The organism is Frigoribacterium sp. CF331 (assembly GCF_057787905.1).
Genome location: NZ_CM173545.1, coordinates 971,629 through 988,556 on the forward strand (window position 1 = coordinate 971,629; position 16,928 = coordinate 988,556).

At 71.2% G+C, this 16,928-nt stretch carries 16 protein-coding genes and 1 tRNA gene; 10 read left to right on the top strand and 7 right to left on the bottom strand.

Annotated elements, in window-relative coordinates; genetic code table 11:
• Positions 1 to 29: 29 nt before the first annotated feature.
• The 4 genes from AC3CCI_RS04535 to AC3CCI_RS04550 form a co-directional block, all read right to left on the bottom strand.
• On the bottom strand, positions 30 to 1,145 hold the full coding sequence (locus tag AC3CCI_RS04535; RefSeq protein WP_488628244.1) for an FUSC family protein: 1,116 nt from the start codon (positions 1,143 to 1,145) through the stop codon (positions 30 to 32).
• A 33-nt stretch (positions 1,146 to 1,178) separates the two neighbouring features.
• On the bottom strand, positions 1,179 to 2,402 hold the full coding sequence (ygfZ, locus tag AC3CCI_RS04540; RefSeq protein ID WP_488628245.1) for a CAF17-like 4Fe-4S cluster assembly/insertion protein YgfZ: 1,224 nt from the start codon (positions 2,400 to 2,402) through the stop codon (positions 1,179 to 1,181).
• Positions 2,395 to 3,018, bottom strand: coding sequence for a heme-binding beta-barrel domain-containing protein (locus AC3CCI_RS04545; RefSeq protein WP_488628246.1), 624 nt, complete (start codon positions 3,016 to 3,018; stop codon positions 2,395 to 2,397). The genes ygfZ and AC3CCI_RS04545 overlap by 8 nt, the downstream gene beginning before the upstream one ends.
• A 198-nt stretch (positions 3,019 to 3,216) precedes the next feature.
• Positions 3,217 to 3,507, bottom strand: a complete 291-nt coding sequence (locus AC3CCI_RS04550) for a hypothetical protein (RefSeq protein WP_354595597.1) — start codon at positions 3,505 to 3,507, stop codon at positions 3,217 to 3,219.
• Positions 3,508 to 3,620: 113 nt separating this feature from the next.
• Here AC3CCI_RS04550 and AC3CCI_RS04555 point away from each other — a divergent pair, with 113 nt between their 5' ends.
• The 9 genes from AC3CCI_RS04555 to pstB all read left to right on the top strand — a co-directional run bounded on the left by AC3CCI_RS04555 (position 3,621) and on the right by pstB (position 13,188).
• Positions 3,621 to 4,301: a winged helix-turn-helix domain-containing protein gene (locus AC3CCI_RS04555; protein WP_354595598.1), complete on the top strand. Its 681-nt coding sequence runs from the start codon at positions 3,621 to 3,623 to the stop codon at positions 4,299 to 4,301.
• Positions 4,302 to 4,332: 31 nt separating this feature from the next.
• The gene (gene mshD / locus AC3CCI_RS04560) at positions 4,333 to 5,163 is read left to right on the top strand and encodes a mycothiol synthase (protein ID WP_488628247.1); all 831 of its coding nucleotides are present in this window, start codon (positions 4,333 to 4,335) and stop codon (positions 5,161 to 5,163) included.
• 190 nt (positions 5,164 to 5,353) lie between these two features.
• Positions 5,354 to 5,572 (top strand): hypothetical protein, encoded by a 219-nt coding sequence (locus AC3CCI_RS04565; RefSeq protein WP_123355311.1) that lies wholly within the window; start codon positions 5,354 to 5,356, stop codon positions 5,570 to 5,572.
• 166 nt (positions 5,573 to 5,738) lie between these two features.
• Complete coding sequence (locus AC3CCI_RS04570; protein WP_354595600.1) at positions 5,739 to 7,910, top strand: RNA degradosome polyphosphate kinase; 2,172 nt, start codon at positions 5,739 to 5,741, stop codon at positions 7,908 to 7,910.
• Positions 7,907 to 8,848 carry an NUDIX hydrolase gene (locus AC3CCI_RS04575; RefSeq protein WP_354595601.1) on the top strand — a complete coding sequence of 314 codons (942 nt, stop codon included), beginning with the start codon at positions 7,907 to 7,909 and terminating at the stop codon, positions 8,846 to 8,848. Before AC3CCI_RS04570 ends, AC3CCI_RS04575 begins: the two co-directional genes overlap by 4 nt.
• Positions 8,849 to 9,074: 226 nt before the next feature.
• On the top strand, positions 9,075 to 10,175 hold the full coding sequence (locus AC3CCI_RS04580) for a phosphate ABC transporter substrate-binding protein PstS (RefSeq protein WP_488628248.1): 1,101 nt from the start codon (positions 9,075 to 9,077) through the stop codon (positions 10,173 to 10,175).
• A 112-nt stretch (positions 10,176 to 10,287) separates the two neighbouring features.
• Positions 10,288 to 11,250 (top strand): phosphate ABC transporter permease subunit PstC, encoded by a 963-nt coding sequence (pstC, locus tag AC3CCI_RS04585; protein ID WP_354595602.1) that lies wholly within the window; start codon positions 10,288 to 10,290, stop codon positions 11,248 to 11,250.
• Entirely contained in the window at positions 11,250 to 12,344 is a 1,095-nt protein-coding gene (gene pstA / locus AC3CCI_RS04590) for a phosphate ABC transporter permease PstA (protein WP_488628249.1), read from the top strand. The genes pstC and pstA overlap by 1 nt, the downstream gene beginning before the upstream one ends.
• A 64-nt stretch (positions 12,345 to 12,408) precedes the next feature.
• A complete protein-coding gene (pstB, locus tag AC3CCI_RS04595) occupies positions 12,409 to 13,188 on the top strand; it encodes a phosphate ABC transporter ATP-binding protein PstB (protein ID WP_354595604.1) in 780 nt (259 codons plus the stop codon).
• 145 nt (positions 13,189 to 13,333) lie between these two features.
• Here the strand turns inward: pstB and AC3CCI_RS04600 are convergent, their stop codons facing one another.
• The 3 genes from AC3CCI_RS04600 to AC3CCI_RS04610 all read right to left on the bottom strand — a co-directional run bounded on the left by AC3CCI_RS04600 (position 13,334) and on the right by AC3CCI_RS04610 (position 16,121).
• Positions 13,334 to 14,254: an anti-sigma factor gene (locus tag AC3CCI_RS04600; protein WP_488628250.1), complete on the bottom strand. Its 921-nt coding sequence runs from the start codon at positions 14,252 to 14,254 to the stop codon at positions 13,334 to 13,336.
• Entirely contained in the window at positions 14,251 to 14,847 is a 597-nt protein-coding gene (locus tag AC3CCI_RS04605; RefSeq protein WP_354595617.1) for a sigma-70 family RNA polymerase sigma factor, read from the bottom strand. Before AC3CCI_RS04605 ends, AC3CCI_RS04600 begins: the two co-directional genes overlap by 4 nt.
• A 644-nt stretch (positions 14,848 to 15,491) precedes the next feature.
• Positions 15,492 to 16,121 (bottom strand): hypothetical protein, encoded by a 630-nt coding sequence (locus tag AC3CCI_RS04610; protein ID WP_043597263.1) that lies wholly within the window; start codon positions 16,119 to 16,121, stop codon positions 15,492 to 15,494.
• Positions 16,122 to 16,295: 174 nt separating this feature from the next.
• Here AC3CCI_RS04610 and AC3CCI_RS04615 point away from each other — a divergent pair.
• Positions 16,296 to 16,368, top strand: a tRNA-Lys gene (locus AC3CCI_RS04615).
• Positions 16,369 to 16,928: the final 560 nt, after the last annotated feature.

Here is a 16,928-nt window from a genome sequence, read left to right on the forward strand (position 1 = left end):
AGGCGCCCGAGCGACGCGGGCACCACGCGTCAGACGCGGGCGAGCCGGGCCCGGGCCTCGCCGTGGTCGAGCCCCGTGGCCATCAGCAGGTCGACGAGCAGCGGGCGCATCATCAGCACGACGATGGCCTCGGTGACGGGCGCGCCGGGCAGCACGACGGTCGGGTCGAGCCGTCGGGCCACGGCCGTCAGGGCCTCGCGGGCGACCGGCCGCTGTTCGACGTCGTGCACCGACCGGCCGAGCACCGCGACGGCCCGCGCGGTCGAGTCGAGCAGGTCGGCCAGCGCCGACCGGTCGACGCCGTCGCCGAGCTGGGTGTCGAGGCGCCTCGCGACCACCCGGAGGTTGCGCACCGCGAGGTCGACGTAGCGCCGCACCGTCGCCTGCTGGCGCAGGTCGGGCAGTCGCGACCGCAGGAAGGGCGACAGCCGCGCGATGGACTGCGCCGACTCGAGGGTCGACGACCAGTCGTCGAGCACCGACTGCGTGCCGCGGAGGCGACCGAGCGCGTCGTCGGCGCGCGGAGCGTCGTCGGTGCGCACCGCCGAGACGAGCGCGGTGAAGGCGTGGTCGACCTCGTCGAACAGCCGCCGGGCGTCGTACCGGGCGAGCCCGACGGGGTCGCGCGGCACGACGGCGGTGACGAGCAGGGCCACCGCTCCCCCGACGGCTCCGTCGATGCTGCGGACGAAGGCCCCGCCGTCGGGGTCGGGCAGCAACATGACGAGCATCGACTGGGTCGCGGCCGCGACGGCGAACGCACTGCTCGACGAGAAGAACCGCGCGACCAGCAACGTCACGAACAGGACGAGCGCGATCTGCCACAGCCCCTTGCCGACGATCATCAGCAGCACCTCGCTCAGGGCGATGCCGATCAGCACGCCGACCGCGTTCTCGAGCACGCGGCGCGGGCGGGCGTCGCGGGCGAGGCCGAGCGACGAGATGGTGATGGTCACGGCCAGCAGCGGGATCGCGTGGCCCAGGGCGTAGTGCGTGATGGCGTAGGCCCCCGCGACCGCGAGCACGATCTGGACGACGGCGGGCCCCGACGCGATCGTCCGGGCCGTCGCGTCCCTCAGGTCGAACGACGAGGAGGCGCGGTGCCAGCTGCGCCGCAGCCCGCCGCCGCGCGTCGGCCCGGTCACGACCGGGCCCGGGTGCGCTGCCTCACCGGGCGGTCAGCGACGGACGGCGCCGAGGCGCGGCAGGCGCGGCACGCCCGCGGCGGCGCCGGCCGAGGCGGGGACGACCACCTCTTGGGCGGCGGCGACGAGCAGGTCGTCGACGACGACCGCGAGCGGCGCCGCCTCGTCGGTGCCGCGCTTGACGAGTGCCAGCGCGATCGGACCGAGCTCGTGGTGCAGGGCGACGCTCGTGACGTGACCCACCGGCTTGCGCGCGGGGGTCTCGGGGGCCCCGGCCGCGCCTCCTGGCGTCTCGGCCTCGACGGCGCCGCCGGCGGGCGGTGCCAGCACGACCTCGGCACCGTGCCCGGGCAGCACGCCGTCGCTGCCGTCGAGGTGCAGCATGACGAGCCGACGCGGCGGGTGGCCGATGTTGTGCACCTTGGCGACGGTCTCCTGGCCGCGGTAGCAGCCCTTGGCGAGGTGCACGGCGCTGCGCATCCAGTCGAGCTCGTGCGGGATGGTCCGCTCGTCGACCTCGGTCGCCAGGCGCGGGCGCCAGGCCTCGATGCGGAGGGCCTCGAGGGCGAGGGTGCCCGCCACGGCCAGACGGTCGGCGGGCAGGGCCGCGAGCGCGTCGAGGTCGGAGCGCCGCACGAGGCTCTCGCGGTAGGTCCAGTCGTGACCGGGGTGGTGGTCGGACTCGGCGTAGCTGTGCCCGCCGAGCGTCACCTCGCGCCAGGGGTCGACCCAGACCAGCGGGGTGTCGCCCGACGTCACGACCGGGACGAGCGGGTCGGTGCCGCCGAGCAGGTCGTGCATCGAACCGATCGTCGCCACGTCACCCGTGCGGTCGGCCACCTCGACGCGCAGCATGAAGCGCATCCGGTCGAGCCAGGTGCCGAGGGGCTCGACCTCGGAACGCTCGACGAGCAGCCACGCCGTCTCGCCGTCGTCGACGATGCGCGCGGCGTGCTCGAGCCGGCCGTTCGCGTCGAGCAGCAGGGTCTCGGTCGAGACGCCGGGAGCGAGGCCGACGAGCGCCTGGCTCGTCAGCGAGTTCAGCCAGCTGAGCCGGTCGGGCCCGGAGACCGTGAGCACGCCGCGGTCGGAGAGGTCGACGACGGCCGCGCCGCGGGCGAGCAGGCGCTGCTCGCCGAGCGGGTTGCCGTAGTGGGCGGCCACGCCCGACCCGTCGTCGACGAAGCCGTCGCGCGCCGAGAAAGGCGACACCGCAGGAGGCGCGGCGTCGGTGGTGGGGCCGTCCGCGTCAGTCAACGCGCGCCAACTGCCCCGACGCGTGCGAGCGCAGTTCTTGCCCGAGGGCCGCGATGTCCCACGCCCAGAACAGCTTGCCGTCGACGAGACCGTACATGCGGGTGGCCGCCGAGTACTCCTTGGCGTTGCTCGACCGCACGACGGCGTCGGTGGCCAGGTCGATGCGGGGCCCCTTCACCCGTCCGAGGTACAGCTCGTTGACGCCGGTCGGGTGGGCGATCTGCACCTCGAGGCCGAAGCCGTCGTCGGGCGTCCGCAGGATCTCGACGGCGCGCGCCGAGGTGAACGGCTGCACGCCGACGCCCGGCAGCATGCCCGGGCCCCGGTCGCCCGGCTCGGCGGGGCGTTCGAGTCGCCAGTAGCCGGTCTCGCTCGTCAGGGGGGTGTGCTCGTCGTCGAGCAGCCAGGTGTACGAGCTGTAGTTCAGGAAGGGCAGGCCGTCGTGGCTGAAGCTGATGCGCTGCCCGAACTCGTGGGTGCGCCGTTCGGTGCCCGGCACGGAGTCGGGGTCGCCCTCGCCGATCTTGTAGTCGACGACGCCGGTGCCCTGCCAGACGCCGATCAACCACGAGAGGGGGACGAGCTCGGACGGGAGGTCGATGGGGATGTCGATCATGGAGCGGTCAGCGCCGTCGCTCGTCGGTCAACGCTGCCCCTTGAACAGCTTGAGGAGGACGACGACCGAGACGAAGCCGATGGCGAGGGTGGCGAGGCCGAGGAGCCCGATGTAGAACACCTCGAGTGCGAGCAGGGAATCCATGACGTCGAGCCTACCCGGCGACCACCGGGGTGCCCAGTCCTTCGGGGCGTCCGCTCAGACGACCGCGAGGACGCCGGTGACGACGGCCAGGATCACCAGGCTGCCGCAGGTGCTGAGCATGGTGCGCGACACGAGGCCGTCCTTCTGGCTGGTGGCCAGCTGCAGGACGAAGGTCAGCACGATGGCCCCGCCGAGGGCGAGCACGACGTGGTCCCAGTACTCTGCGGCGGGCGAGAACAACCCGATCAGCACCGCGGCGACGAGCGAGGCCACCCACACCGGGACGACCGTGATCGGCTTGAGCCGCGCCGTCGTCGCGTCGACGTCTCGTTCGCCTGCCTGCACGGTCCATCCCTCGTTCGTGTCCGCCGTTCTGCCGACCTGCCCTAGCATCGGATGGTCGGAGCGGCGGGGTCTCATGTTTTAGACTGCTCGACAGTACATTCACTGGAGGTCGTGTGGCGCAGCTCTTGGTACTGACCTCTGCGGGCGGCCCCGACGTGCTGCCGTCGCTCGCCCTGCTCAGCCACCGTACCCGGCAGATCCCCGCCGAACCCGCGCAACTGGTGAACGCCCCCTCGAGCGACCTCATCTTCGTCGACGCCCGGGCCGACCTGGCCAGCGCCAAGTCGCTCTGCAAGATCCTGCGCACCACGGGCGTCACGGTGCCGCTCGTCCTCGTGCTCACCGAGGGCGGCCTGACCGCCGTCAACAACGAGTGGGGCGTCGACGACGTCATCCTCGAGACCGCGGGGCCCGCCGAGGTCGACGCCCGCATCCGCCTGGTCACCGGACGCCTCGCGCAGTCGCAGACGGGCTCGAAGATCCACGCGTCCGGCGTCGTCATCGACGAGGCCAGCTACTCGGCCAAGGTGCACGGCCGCCCCCTCGACCTGACCTTCAAGGAGTTCGAGCTGCTGCGGTTCTTCGCCACCCACCCGTCCCGCGTCTTCACCCGCGAGCAGTTGCTCAGCGAGGTCTGGGGCTACGACTACTTCGGCGGCACGCGGACGGTCGACGTCCACGTCCGACGCCTGCGCGCCAAGCTCGGCGACCTCGAGTCGCTGATCGGCACCGTCCGCAACGTCGGCTACCGGTTCAACGTCTACGACGACGACGCCCAGGCCGTCGTCTCGTGAGCACGACGGCCCGACCGGGCGCGGTGACGTCGTGACGGGCGCGGTCGACGCGACCAGCGCCTCCTTCGTCCCCGTGCTCGCCCACGCGGCCGCCGAGGCCGACGGCAGCCCGCCGTTCTCCGACCAGACGCTCGTCGACGTGCGGTCGGGTGTCGCCACCGTCGTCGGCGACGCTCACGCGGCGGCGGTGCGGCGCGGTGACGAGGCCGAACTCGTCGTGCACCCCGACGACCGTCGCCAGGGACGCGGAGCCGAGCTGCTGCAGCGACTGGTCGACGAGACCGACGGGCCCCTGCTGCTCTGGGCGCACGGCGACCACCCGGGCTCCCGCGTGCTCGCGGCTCGCTTCGGCCTCGACGAGACGCGTCGCCTGCTGCAGCAGCGAGCGCCGGTGCCCTCGTCGCCCCGCCCGCCGCGGTTGCGCGACGGCGACCGGGTCGCCGCCTTCCGCCCCGGGGTCGACGACCGGGCCTGGCTCGACCTGAACGCCCGTGCGTTCGCCGACCACCCCGAGCAGGGCTCGCTCGTGCAGGCCGACCTCGACGCCCGCCGGGCCGAGGCCTGGTTCGACGCCGGCGACTTCGTCCTGCTCTGGCGTGGTGACGACCTGCTGGCCTTCTGCTGGCTGAAGCTCGACGCCGGCCAGCCCGGCGAGTTCTACGCGGTGGGCGTGTCGCCCGACCACCAGGGCGAGGGCCTGGGAGGCGCGGTGGTCGACGCCGGGTTCGCCCGCCTCGCCGAGCGCGGGGCCGACACCGCGGCGCTCTACGTCGAGGGCGACAACACGGCCGCCCTGCGGCTCTACGCGGCGCGGGGCTTCACCGACCACGCGGTCGACGTGCAGTACGCGCTGTCACGCTGACCCGGCGTCACTCGCCGCCCCGCTCGCGTCGGGACGAACCAGCCGGGCCGCGGGGTACGGCCCGGGGTACAGAACCGCCACCGCGAGCCCTACTCCAGACCCACGGACCGAGCTGCCATCGCACTCACAGCGCCGGGGAGTGGATTGAGCAATCGCGCACGGCACGCATCCCCATCGACAGGAGAACACCATGAACCCCGTCAAGTTCCTTTCCGACCTCGGCCTCCAGAGCAAGCACGCCTACTGGGGCGGCTTCGCCTCGATCGTCATCGCCCTCGTGGCCTGGCTCGCCTCGCAGGGCAAGGACTCGTCCGACAAGGCGCAGTCCGACCGCTGGGGCATCTTCATCGGCCACTGGGCGCCGACGTTCTTCGCCCTCGGCCTCGCCCTGAAGAACGAAGAGAAGTAGCCCGGGGCAGCACATGACGACGCCCCCGCCGAACCGGCGGGGGCGTCGTCGCGTGCGCCGGTGACAGCACCCGCGCCTCCTCCCCCGGGCGTCGCGGATACACACGTCACCTCGCGTTCACCACGGGACGACGCGGCGAGGCCGCGCGGGGTGGCACGATGGTGCGATGGACAGCAGCGAACCCCGCGTCGACGGTGCCGGCGTCACCCCCGACTTCCTCGACGACTTCGACGAGATCGTCAGCTTCGAGGACGGCACGCTGCCCGGCGAGCGCTACCTCGACCGCGAGCTGAGCTGGCTGGCGTTCAACCAGCGGGTGCTCGAGCTGGCCGAAGACCCCACCACGCCCCTGCTCGAACGCGCGAACTTCCTGGCGATCTTCGCCAGCAACCTCGACGAGTTCTTCATGGTGCGCGTGGCCGGGCTCAAGCGCCGCATCGCGACCGGGCTCGCCGTGCCGACGAACGTCGGGCGCGGGCCGAACGAGGTCCTGGCCGACATCAGCAAGAAGGCCCACGAGCTGCAGGAGCGCCACGCCCGGGCGTTCCTCGACCTGGTCAAGCCCGACCTCGACGACGCGGGCATCCACATCGAGAACTGGTCCGACCTCGAAGAGGCCGACCGCGTGCGCATGCGCGAGATCTTCACCGAGCAGATCTTCCCGGTGCTCATGCCCCTGGCCGTCGACCCGGCCCACCCGTTCCCGTACATCTCGGGCCTGTCGCTGAACCTCTCGATCCGCGTGCGCAACCCCAAGACGATGCGGCAGGAGTTCGCGCGGCTCAAGGTGCCGCAGATGCTGCCGCGTTTCGTGCAGCTGCCCGACGACGACAGCGGGCGGGTGCGGTTCATCCCCCTCGAAGACCTCATCGCGAACCACCTGCAAGACCTGTTCCCGGGCATGGAGGTCGTCGAGCACCACGTGTTCCGCGTGACGCGCAACGAAGACGTCGAGGTCGACGAGGACGAGTCCGAGAACCTCATCCAGGCGCTCGAGCGCGAGCTGCTGCGTCGTCGCTTCGGTCCGCCGATCCGCCTCGAGATCACCGACGACATGGACCCGGTCACCCTCGAACTGCTGGTGCGCGAGCTCGACGTGACCGACCAAGAGGTCTACAAGCTGCCGGCGCCGCTCGACCTGGCCGGCCTGTTCGAGATCACCAAGATGCCGCGCGCCGACCTCAAGTACCCCAAGCACCTGCCGACCACGGCCGTGCAGCTGCAGCCGACCGAGCCGAACATGAAGCCCGACATGTTCGCCAGCATCGCCCGACAAGACATCCTGGTGCACCACCCGTACGAGTCGTTCGCGACCAGCGTCCAGGCGTTCCTCGAGCAGGCCGCGGCCGACCCGAACGTGCTCGCCATCAAGCAGACGCTCTACCGCACCAGCGGCGACTCGCCCATCATCGAGGCGCTGATCGACGCGGCCGAGTCCGGCAAGCAGGTGCTCGCCCTGGTCGAGGTCAAGGCGCGCTTCGACGAGCAGAACAACATCACGTGGGCCCGCAAGCTCGAGAAGGCCGGCGTGCACGTCGTCTACGGCCTGGTCGGGCTGAAGACCCACTGCAAGCTCGCCCTGGTCATCCGTCAGGAGAAGGGCACGCTCAAGCACTACACGCACATCGGCACGGGCAACTACAACCCCAAGACCAGCCGCATCTACGAAGACATGGGGCTCTTCACCTCGGACGACCAGGTCGGCAAGGACCTCACCCGCCTGTTCAACGAGCTCTCGGGTTACGCCATCGAGAAGAAGTTCAAGCGCCTGCTCGTCGCCCCGCGCTACCTGCGCCGGGGGCTGCTGAAGCAGATCCAGAACGAGATCGAGAACGCGCAGGCCGGCCGCCCGGCGGGCATCCGCATCAAGATCAACTCGATCGTCGACGAGCAGATCATCGACGCCCTCTACAAGGCGAGCCAGGCCGGCGTGCCGGTCGACGTCTGGGTGCGCGGCATCTGCACGATCAAGCCGGGCGAGCCGGGACTGAGCGACAACATCCGGGTGAGGTCGATCCTCGGGCGGTACCTCGAGCACAGCCGACTGTTCTGGTTCGCGAACGACGGCGACCCGCAGGTGTTCATCGGCAGCGCCGACATGATGCACCGCAACCTCGACCGCCGGGTCGAGGCCCTCGTGCGCCTCACGCAGGCCGACCACCTGGCCGAGGTGTCGGCCCTGTTCGACCAGGCCGTGTCGGACGACACGTCGTCGTGGTGGCTCGAGGCCGACGGCACCTGGACGCGCCACGCCCGCGACGCCGAGGGCCGGCCCCTGACCGACCTGCAGAACGCCCAGATGAAGGCCATCACCGTCCGGAAGCGCTCCAAGCGATGACCGTCACCTCGACGACGGTCGTCGCCGCCGGTGCCGTCTGCTGGCGCCTCGTCGACGGCAAGGTGCGGGTGCTGCTCATCCACCGCGACCACCACGGCGACGTCTCGCTGCCCAAGGGCAAGGTCGACCCCGGCGAGGCCACGCCACAGACGGCCGTCCGCGAGATCCACGAGGAGACCGGCTACCGCGTCACGCTCGGTGCCCCGCTCGGCACGGCCGAGTACCTGCTGCCCGGTGGCCGCGACAAGGTCGTCTACTACTGGTCGGCCGAGGTGACCGACGAGGCCTTCGCCGAGGCCGGTTCGTTCACGGCCAACCACGAGGTGGCGGCCATCGAGTGGGTCGGGCTCGAGAAGGCCGGGGCGATGCTCACCTACGCCCGGGACGCCGACGTGCTGCAACGCTTCGCCGACCGGGTCTCGACCGGCACGGCTCGGACCTTCCCGATCGTCGCCCTCCGGCACGCGAAGACGACCTCGCCGTCCGACTGGCACGGCTCCGACGCCACGCGGCCGCTGCTGCCCCAGGGGCGGCGTCAGGCGAGGTCGGTCGCCCCCGTCATCGCCGCGTGGTCGCCGGCGCGCATCGTCAGCAGCACGGCCGCGCGGTGCCTGGCCACGCTCGAGCCGCTGTCGGCCCTGACCCGCGTCGGCGTGCGCCAGACCGACGCCATCAGCCAGGACGCCTTCGAGCAGGGCACCGACGACGTCGCCGCGGTCGTCAAGAAGCGCCTCAAGAAGAAGGTCGCCGCGGTCATCTGCAGCCACGGGCCCGTGCTGCCCGAGGTCATCCGGCAGATCTCGCTGGGCACCAAGGGGGGCGACCGCATCGACCTGCGCCGTGCCTCGTCGCTCGGCACGGCCGAGTTCACGGTGCTGCACGTCTCGGTCGACGACTCGAAGCTGGTCGCGATCGAGACGCACGGCCCGGCTGCCTGACCCGCGCCTCCCGGCCTCCGCCCGACGCCGTGGTCGTCGACCCCCGCCCGTGACGGGCGGGGGTCGACACCCGTCGGGACGCGCGTGTCCCGGCCGATGTTCCCCCCTCGTTCACCTTCCGTTCACCGGGGCAGGCGACCGTGGTTAACCGTCCGCCGTAGCGTCTCGCACGGGTCGGCACCTGGCCCACAGCACCCAGCCATCACATCCCGAAAAGGACCCCCCTGTGAACTTCAAGCGCACCGGCAGCATCGTCGCGATCGCCGCGGTCGGAACCATGCTCCTCGCGTCCTGCGCCAGCAACGAAGGCGGCGCCACGCCCTCCGGCGACGCCTCGGCCAGCGACCTCTCCGGCACCATCTCGGGCATCGGCGCGTCGTCGCAGCAGGCCGCGCAAGAGGCCTGGGTGGCCGGTTTCCAGACCGCCAACCCCGACGTGACCGTCAACTACGACCCCCAGGGCTCGGGTGGTGGACGTGAGAGCTTCATCTCGGGCGCCGCCGACTTCGCCGGCTCCGACCGTGCCTTCACCACCGACGAGATCTCGTCGAGCACCTTCGCCGGCTGCACGCCCGACACCGGCATCGTCGAGCTGCCCGCCTACGTCTCGCCCATCGCGGTCGTCTTCAACCTCGACGGCGTCGACGAGCTCGACCTGACGCCCGCCACCCTCGCCGGCATCTTCAGCGGCAAGATCACCACCTGGGACGCCGCCGAGATCAAGGCCGACAACCCCGACGCCGACCTGCCCAGCACGGGCATCACCGCGGTCCACCGCTCGGACGACTCGGGCACCACCGAGAACTTCACCGACTACCTGCACGCCACCGCGGGCGACACCTGGACCGAAGAGGCCGACGGCACCTGGCCGACCGCCTTCGGCGGCGAGGGCGCCTCGGGCACCTCCGGCGTGATCGACGCCGTCACCAACGGCACCGGCACCATCGGCTACGCCGACGCCTCGCGCGCCGGTGACCTCGGCACCGTCAAGGTCAAGGTCGGCGACGACTTCGTCGGCTACTCGGCCGACGCCGCCGCCGCCATCGTCGACGAGTCGCCCGAAGAAGAGGGCCGGACCGACGGCGACATCGCCATCGCGCTCGACCGCACCTCGACCGCGTCCGGCGTGTACCCGATCGTCCTGGTCAGCTACCTGATCGCCTGCGAGTCGTACGAGGACGCCGCCAAGGGCGAGCTCGTCAAGTCGTACCTGTCGTACGTGACCAGCGAGGACGGCCAGAAGGTCGCGGCCGACGCCGCCGGCTCGGCCCCGATCTCGAGCACGCTCTCGGGTCAGGTCGCCGACGCCATCGCGCTCATCAAGTAACACGGCACCACCCCGGGGGCCCGGGAACGCACCGCGTGCGTTCCCGGGCCATCGGCCTGACAGGCACCGCTCCACCCCGAACCCCACCCGAGCCTCCGGAGGACCCCGTCCGATGACCGCCCCCGCCACGACCTCGGCACCCGCCGCCGTCCCGAAGCCCAAGCGACGTCCCGCCGACCGCATCTTCTCGGGCAGCACCGTCGTCGCGGGTGGTCTCATCCTCGCGATCCTGGCCGCCGTCGCGCTCTTCCTCGTCGTGCAGAGCATCCCGGCCCTGACCGCCGCTCCCGGCGACGTCTCGCTCTCGGGCTACCCCGGCTCGTTCTGGCAGTACGTGGGCCCGCTCGCGTTCGGCACGGTCTACGCCGCGGCCCTGGCGCTGCTGATGGCCCTGCCGGTCGCGATCGGCATCGCCCTCTTCATCTCGCACTACGCACCGCGCAAGCTGGCCCAGGGCCTCGGCTACGTCATCGACCTGCTCGCCGCCGTGCCCTCGGTCGTCTTCGGGCTCTGGGGCAGCATCGTGCTCGCACCGGCCATCCAGCCCTTCTACGACTGGCTGGTGAACACCTTCGGGTGGTTCCCGCTCTTCGCCGGCCCCGTCTCGGGCACCGGCCGCACGTTGCTCACCGCGTCGATCGTCCTCGCCGTGATGATCCTGCCGATCATCACCGCCCTCAGCCGTGAGGTCTTCCTGCAGACCCCCGTGCTGCACGAGGAGGCCGCCCTCGCCCTCGGCGCGACGCGCTGGGAGATGATCCAGATCGCCGTGCTGCCGTTCGGCCGCCCCGGCATCATCTCGTCGGCCATGCTCGGCCTCGGCCGCGCCCTCGGCGAGACCATGGCCGTCGCGCTGGTGCTCTCCCCCGCCCTCGTGATCAACCCGGCCATCCTCACCTCGACCAACTCGTCGACCATCGCAGCGAACATCGCCCTGCGGTTCCCCGAGGCGCACGACATCGGCATCAACACCCTGATCGCGACCGGCCTCGTGCTCTTCGTCATCACGCTGATCGTCAACTCGATCGCCCGCTACGTCATCAACCGCCGCAAGGCCTTCTCGGGAGCGAACTGATGGCCACCACCACCGCCGGCGTGCGCCGGTCCGACCGCTCGGTGAACGCCCTCACGACGGGACGCCTGCCCAAGGCCGCGCCGCTGGTGATCCTGCTGGCCAGCTGGGTCGTCATGGGCGTCGTCTTCGCCCTGCTGAACGCGGCCGGCGTCACCGAGTCGTTCAACTGGGTCGGGGCGATCATCCTCGGCACCGTGCTCTACGCCGCGCTCGTCTTCGTCGTCGCGATGCAGATCGAGGGCGTCCGCCGCGCGAAGGACCGCGTCGTCACCACCCTCGTCAGCGCCGCGTTCATCATCGCGCTCGTGCCGCTGGTGTCGTTGCTCGTCACCGTCGTGACGTCCGGGGCGAACCGCTTCGACGCCGACTTCTTCTCGATGTCGATGCGCAACGTCGTCGGGGCCGGCGGCGGCGGGCTGCACGCCATCACGGGCACCCTGCTCATCACGGCCTTCGCCACCGTCATCTCGGTGCCGATCGGCCTGCTGACCGCCATCTACCTCGTCGAGTACGGGCAGGGTCGCCTCGCCCGGGCGATCACGTTCTTCGTCGACGTCATGACGGGCATCCCCTCGATCGTGGCCGGCCTGTTCGCCTACGCCCTGTTCGTGATCTTCTTCGGCGAAGGCGTCCGGATGGGGGCGGCGGGCTCGGTCGCCCTGGCCGTGTTGATGATCCCCGTCGTCGTGCGCAGCACCGAGGAGATGCTCAAGCTGGTGCCGAACGAGCTGCGCGAGGCGTCGTACGCGCTGGGCGTGCCGAAGTGGCTGACCATCCTCAAGGTGGTCATCCCGACCTCGGTGGCCGGCATCACGACCGGCGTCATGCTCGCCATCGCCCGCATCATCGGCGAGACGGCGCCCCTGCTGATCACGGCGGGCTTCACGGCGAGCATGAACTACGACCTCTTCGACGGCCGCATGCAGTCGCTGCCGGTCTTCGCGTACAGCTCGTACGTCAGCCAGGGCACCGACGCGGCCGCGTTCATCGACCGGGCCTGGGCGTCGGCGCTCACGCTGATCCTCATGGTGATGGCGCTCAACCTCCTCGCGCGCCTGATCGCCCGCCTGTTCGCGCCCAAGCTCGGCCGCTGACCCGGCCACCCCGACCCACACCCCGTCCCGGCTCCCGCCCGGCTCCCACCCCGAAGGAATCACCGTGTCCAAGCGCATCGAGGTCAACGACCTCAACGTCTACTACGGCAAGTTCAAGGCCGTCGAAGACGTCAACATCACCATCGAGCCCCGCACGGTGACCGCGTTCATCGGCCCGTCCGGCTGCGGCAAGTCGACCTTCCTGCGCACGCTGAACCGCATGCACGAGGTCATCCCCGGCGCCTACGTCGAGGGCGAGGTGCTGATCGACGGCAACGACCTCTACAGCCCCGGCGTCGACCCGGTGCTCGTGCGCCGACAGGTCGGCATGGTGTTCCAGCGCCCCAACCCGTTCCCGACGATGAGCATCCGCGACAACGTGCTCGCCGGCGTCAAGCTCAACAACCGTCGCATGTCGAAGGGCGACCAGGACGGCCTCGTCGAGAAGTCGCTGCAGGGCGCGAACCTCTGGAACGAGGTCAAGGACCGCCTCGACAAGCCCGGCTCCGGTCTCTCGGGTGGCCAGCAGCAGCGCCTGTGCATCGCGCGGGCCATCGCGGTCTCGCCCGACGTCGTGCTGATGGACGAGCCCTGCTCGGCCCTCGACCCGATCTCGACCCTCGCCATCGAGGACCTCATCGAGGAACTCAAGCAGCAGTACACGATCGTCATCGTCACCCACAACATGCAGCAGGCCAGCCGCGTCAGCGACAAGACCGCGTTCTTCAACATCGCGGGCACCGGCAAGCCCGGCAAGCTCATCGAGTTCGACGACACCGCCAGGATGTTCTCGAACCCGAGCGTGCAGGCGACGGAGGACTACGTGTCGGGACGCTTCGGCTGATCCGGCACCGCGCCTCCTCGGGGGCGCTCCGTCGGGCGTACGGCGCCGCGCAGCACGAGAGGCGGTCCACCGGGTGGTGGACCGCCTCTCGTGTGCGATGCGGGACCTCGACCGCCAGGTCGGGCGTTCGAAGCCGTGACGCGGGTCAGGCGCTGGGGATCGCGACGACCGGGTCGGTGGTCGGCGTCGACGAACCACCGGCGGGCTCGACCGTGATGCCGATCGTGTCGCCCGGCTTCTTCTCGCCCTTGAGCAGGTGCGTCGCCGGGGCGCTCGACGAGGCGTCGAAGGTGCCCGCGGGGACGGCACCGTCCGAGCCGATGTACCAGAGCTCGTAGGTCCGGTCGCCGGGCAGCGAGGTCATCCCGTCGACGACGACCGCCGAGCGGCCGAGCTCGTCCGACCAGATGAGCGTCGCCTTGCCGCCGGTGCTGACGTCGGCGACCGAGCGCTGGAAGTCGCTCGCCGCGTAGATCTCGTCGATGCCGGACGCCTGCTGTTCTTGCTGCTGACCGGTCTGACCGAGCCCCTCGACGAGTGCTCCGCCGCCGAAGAACAGCGCCGCGGCTGCCGCGGCGGCCCCGAGGATCGCGACGGGCCGGGCGAACCAGCGCCGGTGTGCGGCACCGGTGGCCGTCAGGACGCGGGCACCCTCGGACTCGCTCGGTTCCATCTCGGGAGCCGGGGTGCGCTCGACGCGACGCTCGTGGTCCCGGTCACCTGCGCCTCCTGCGGTCGAGGTGTCGTGGTCGGCCGCCGGGGTGAGCGCCGGCAGTTGGGGCGTCGACGCGATGAGGCCGAGGACGCTGGTGCGCAGCTCGGCGGAGGGCGTGACGGGCCGAGCGGCGTGGGCGAGCAACAGTGCTGTCTCTCTCAATTCGGCCACCTCCGTCCTGGTGTCGTCGTACTGGTCTGATGTGTCGTCGAGGAGCGCCTCGAAGGCGTGTCGTTCGTCGTCGCCGAGTGCGTCGAGCACGTAGGCACCGGACAGGTGGTCGGTGTCGATCTTCGTGGGGCCCGCGTCGTCCGCATGGCGGCCCCGCGTGGGCTCGTCGTGATCGCTCACGATGCCACTCCCATCTCGTCGCGCAGGCGGATCATGCCGTCGCGCAGTCTGGTCTTGACGGTGCCGATCGGCACGTCGAGGAGTTTCGCGACCTCGCTGTGGCTGAGGCCGCCGTAGTAGGCGAGTTTGACCGCCTGGCGTTGCAGTTCGGTGAGGCGTCCGAGGGCCCGCTCGACCCGCTCGTGCTCGATGCGGATCTCGACGGACTCGGTGACCGAGTCGTAGTCGGTCTCGAGGTCGCGGACGCCGATCTTCAGGTCGCGGTCGCGACCGGCCTGGGAGGCGCGGATGCGGTCGACGGCGCGGCGGTGCGCCATCGTGAGCATCCAGCTGGCGGCGCTGCCCCGAGCGGAGTCGAAGCGCGTCGCGTTCTGCCAGATCTCGAGGAAGACCTCTTGGGTCACCTCTTCGGACTGGGCGTGGTCCTTGAGGAGCCGCTTGACCAGGCCGAGCACGCGCGGCGCCGTCTGGTCGTACAGCTCGGCGAAGGCGGTCTGGTCGCCCTGTGCGACTCGCGGCAGCAGTTCGTCGGGAGTCGGCAGGGTGTGCCCGGTCTCGGGCGTCTCTGTCTCTCGGGTCACGAGTTCGAGCATGTCAGGGTTCACCTCCGGTCGCACTGTTCGTGGAGTCGTGGGGCACGATCCGGGGCGGATCGTGATGTGGGGCTGGTGGTGCTGTTGCGGTGGTGCTGGTGCGGTGGTGCCGCGCTGCGGTGTTCGTGGTGCGAGCGGGACTCCCTGCGATGCGGCCGTCTGGGATGGCGTTCAGGCCCGGTGCATCGCAGGGAGACCAGCCCGCCGACGCCCGATGCTTAGGGAGGACGGGAGTCGGCGGGGGATCGTGCATCCTCACGTCAAGGGTTCGGCACCGGGGCCCGGGTGGATTGGGCGAACATTCGCGCGGTGACGGCGGGCGAGCGCGTGGCGTGCCGACGTGGGCCACGGCGGGGCCGCCGAGGGGCCGACGGGCGGACCGCAGGAGGCGCGCGTCACCTCGCGAGGGAGGAGGCGGCCGGGCGGCACTCCGGCTTCTCGCCCGAGTGGACGGGACTCGGGAGGACGAGGTGCCGGACCGCAGAAACGCCTCTCGGCGCGAGGCCGCTCGAAGCGGCTAAATTTGGAGCCCGGGGTTACTGCGGCCCGACCTGGAAGACTTTACCCGCATCGCGCCGCACGGGCCGACGAGTTCGCGTCGTGCGAACGCGGTCGCCCTTCGCGCGTGTCGCGCTCGCGGGCGTTCAGTCGAGGCTGTCGTCGCGCCACAGGTGGGCGCACGCCACGAGGTCGACCCCGAGCTCGCTGAAGCGGAGCGCCCGCCGGGTGAGCTCGCCGGCCCGGTCGGAGCCGGCGGCGTCCTGGTCGTCGGCGACCGACGTGGCCCCGGCGGCGGCGAGCCGGCAGAACGCGGCACCGCGCTCGAGGGCGATCGCGAAGTCGCCCACGAACACCCCGCGCAGGATCAGGTCGGCGAGCTCGAGGATCTCTTCGGGGCTGGCCGGCGCCGGTGCCCCCGCCACGACGGGGTCGATCGTGGTGGCGACCTCGACCCCCCGCTCGAAGAGCTGGGTGACCTCGACCGGGTTCTGCCGGATGACGGCCCGCACGAGGTAGATGCGCCAGAGCGCCCCGGGCAGGCTGTGCGGGCTGGCACGAGCCCACAGCTCGGCGACGGCGTCGATGCCGTGCTGGTCGGTGAACGTGACGAGCCGGTCGAGGATCTCGGGACTCGGGTCGTGCTTGACCCGGGCGACGAGGGCCGAGGCCGACTCGTGGGCGACGCGGTTCATCGTCGCGGGGTCGTCTCCGCCCTGGAAGGCTTCGAATTCGGACCCCGAGAACTGGGTCGGGCGGTGGAAAGGTCTCGGCACCGGACCCACGATAGGCGTGCCCACCGACACCGACCCGGACGTTCGCCCACGGCACCACCGCCGACGGGCGGCGACGTCGGGGAGGCGCGGCTCGGCCTGCACCCCACACCGCACGGGAGGCGCGGCTCGGCCTGGCGAGCACGGGCCGCGGCATCCCGTAAAGTGGACGGGCACGGGCCTCTAGCTCAGTTGGTAGAGCATCGGACTTTTAATCCGCGGGTCGTGGGTTCGAGCCCCACGGGGCCCACCTGTTCTCGCACGGCCTCCAGGTCGACCTCCGGCGCCTTCGACCCGGCGCGTCGGGCCCGGCGCCTTCTGGCGTCCGTCAGCCGGACCGGTAGGGCGGGGCCGACGTCGCACCCGAATGCGGAGGCCCCACCCCGAGAGACCTGGACCCGAATCCTGTCCCCCGATTCCAGACGGTCCCTGGCCGCCTGTTAAGCCGAGACCATACGCCTCGAGCGGGTCGTGTGGTGACCGTTCTGTCGACGGCGAGAGAAAGCGCCCTTCCGGTTCGGGTCGGGAAGGGCGCTCGGCCTCCCCGCGACAGGTGTCGGGCATGTCACGCGGGGTACGTCACGGCCTGGGGGCCGTGGGGAGACAGCCGTGAACGGTACGCGCGTCGCCCTGGGTGCCGTCCCAGGGCGACGGAAAACGGACAAGGGCCGGACCGACGGGACGTGCGACCAGAGACGAGATTTCCTCTTGTCTTGCCGTCGCATCTGGCGTAGATTCTCCGCATCGGCCCGGACCCCGCTGTGATCGGCGGTTCTGTGTGTCCTCGGGCCCGTCGACCACGACGACGGT

Excerpts from the sequence above, each read along its gene's own strand:
- AC3CCI_RS04545 (WP_488628246.1), bottom strand. The coding sequence starts at position 3,018 with ATGATCGACATCCCCATCGACCTCCCGTCCGAGCTCGTCCCCCTCTCG.
- AC3CCI_RS04565 (WP_123355311.1), top strand. The coding sequence starts at position 5,354 with ATGAACCCCGTCAAGTTCCTTTCCGACCTCGGCCTCCAGAGCAAGCAC.
- AC3CCI_RS04570 (WP_354595600.1), top strand. The coding sequence starts at position 5,739 with ATGGACAGCAGCGAACCCCGCGTCGACGGTGCCGGCGTCACCCCCGAC.
- AC3CCI_RS04575 (WP_354595601.1), top strand. The coding sequence starts at position 7,907 with ATGACCGTCACCTCGACGACGGTCGTCGCCGCCGGTGCCGTCTGCTGG.
- pstC (WP_354595602.1), top strand. The coding sequence starts at position 10,288 with ATGACCGCCCCCGCCACGACCTCGGCACCCGCCGCCGTCCCGAAGCCC.
- pstA (WP_488628249.1), top strand. The coding sequence starts at position 11,250 with ATGGCCACCACCACCGCCGGCGTGCGCCGGTCCGACCGCTCGGTGAAC.
- AC3CCI_RS04605 (WP_354595617.1), bottom strand. The coding sequence starts at position 14,847 with ATGCTCGAACTCGTGACCCGAGAGACAGAGACGCCCGAGACCGGGCAC.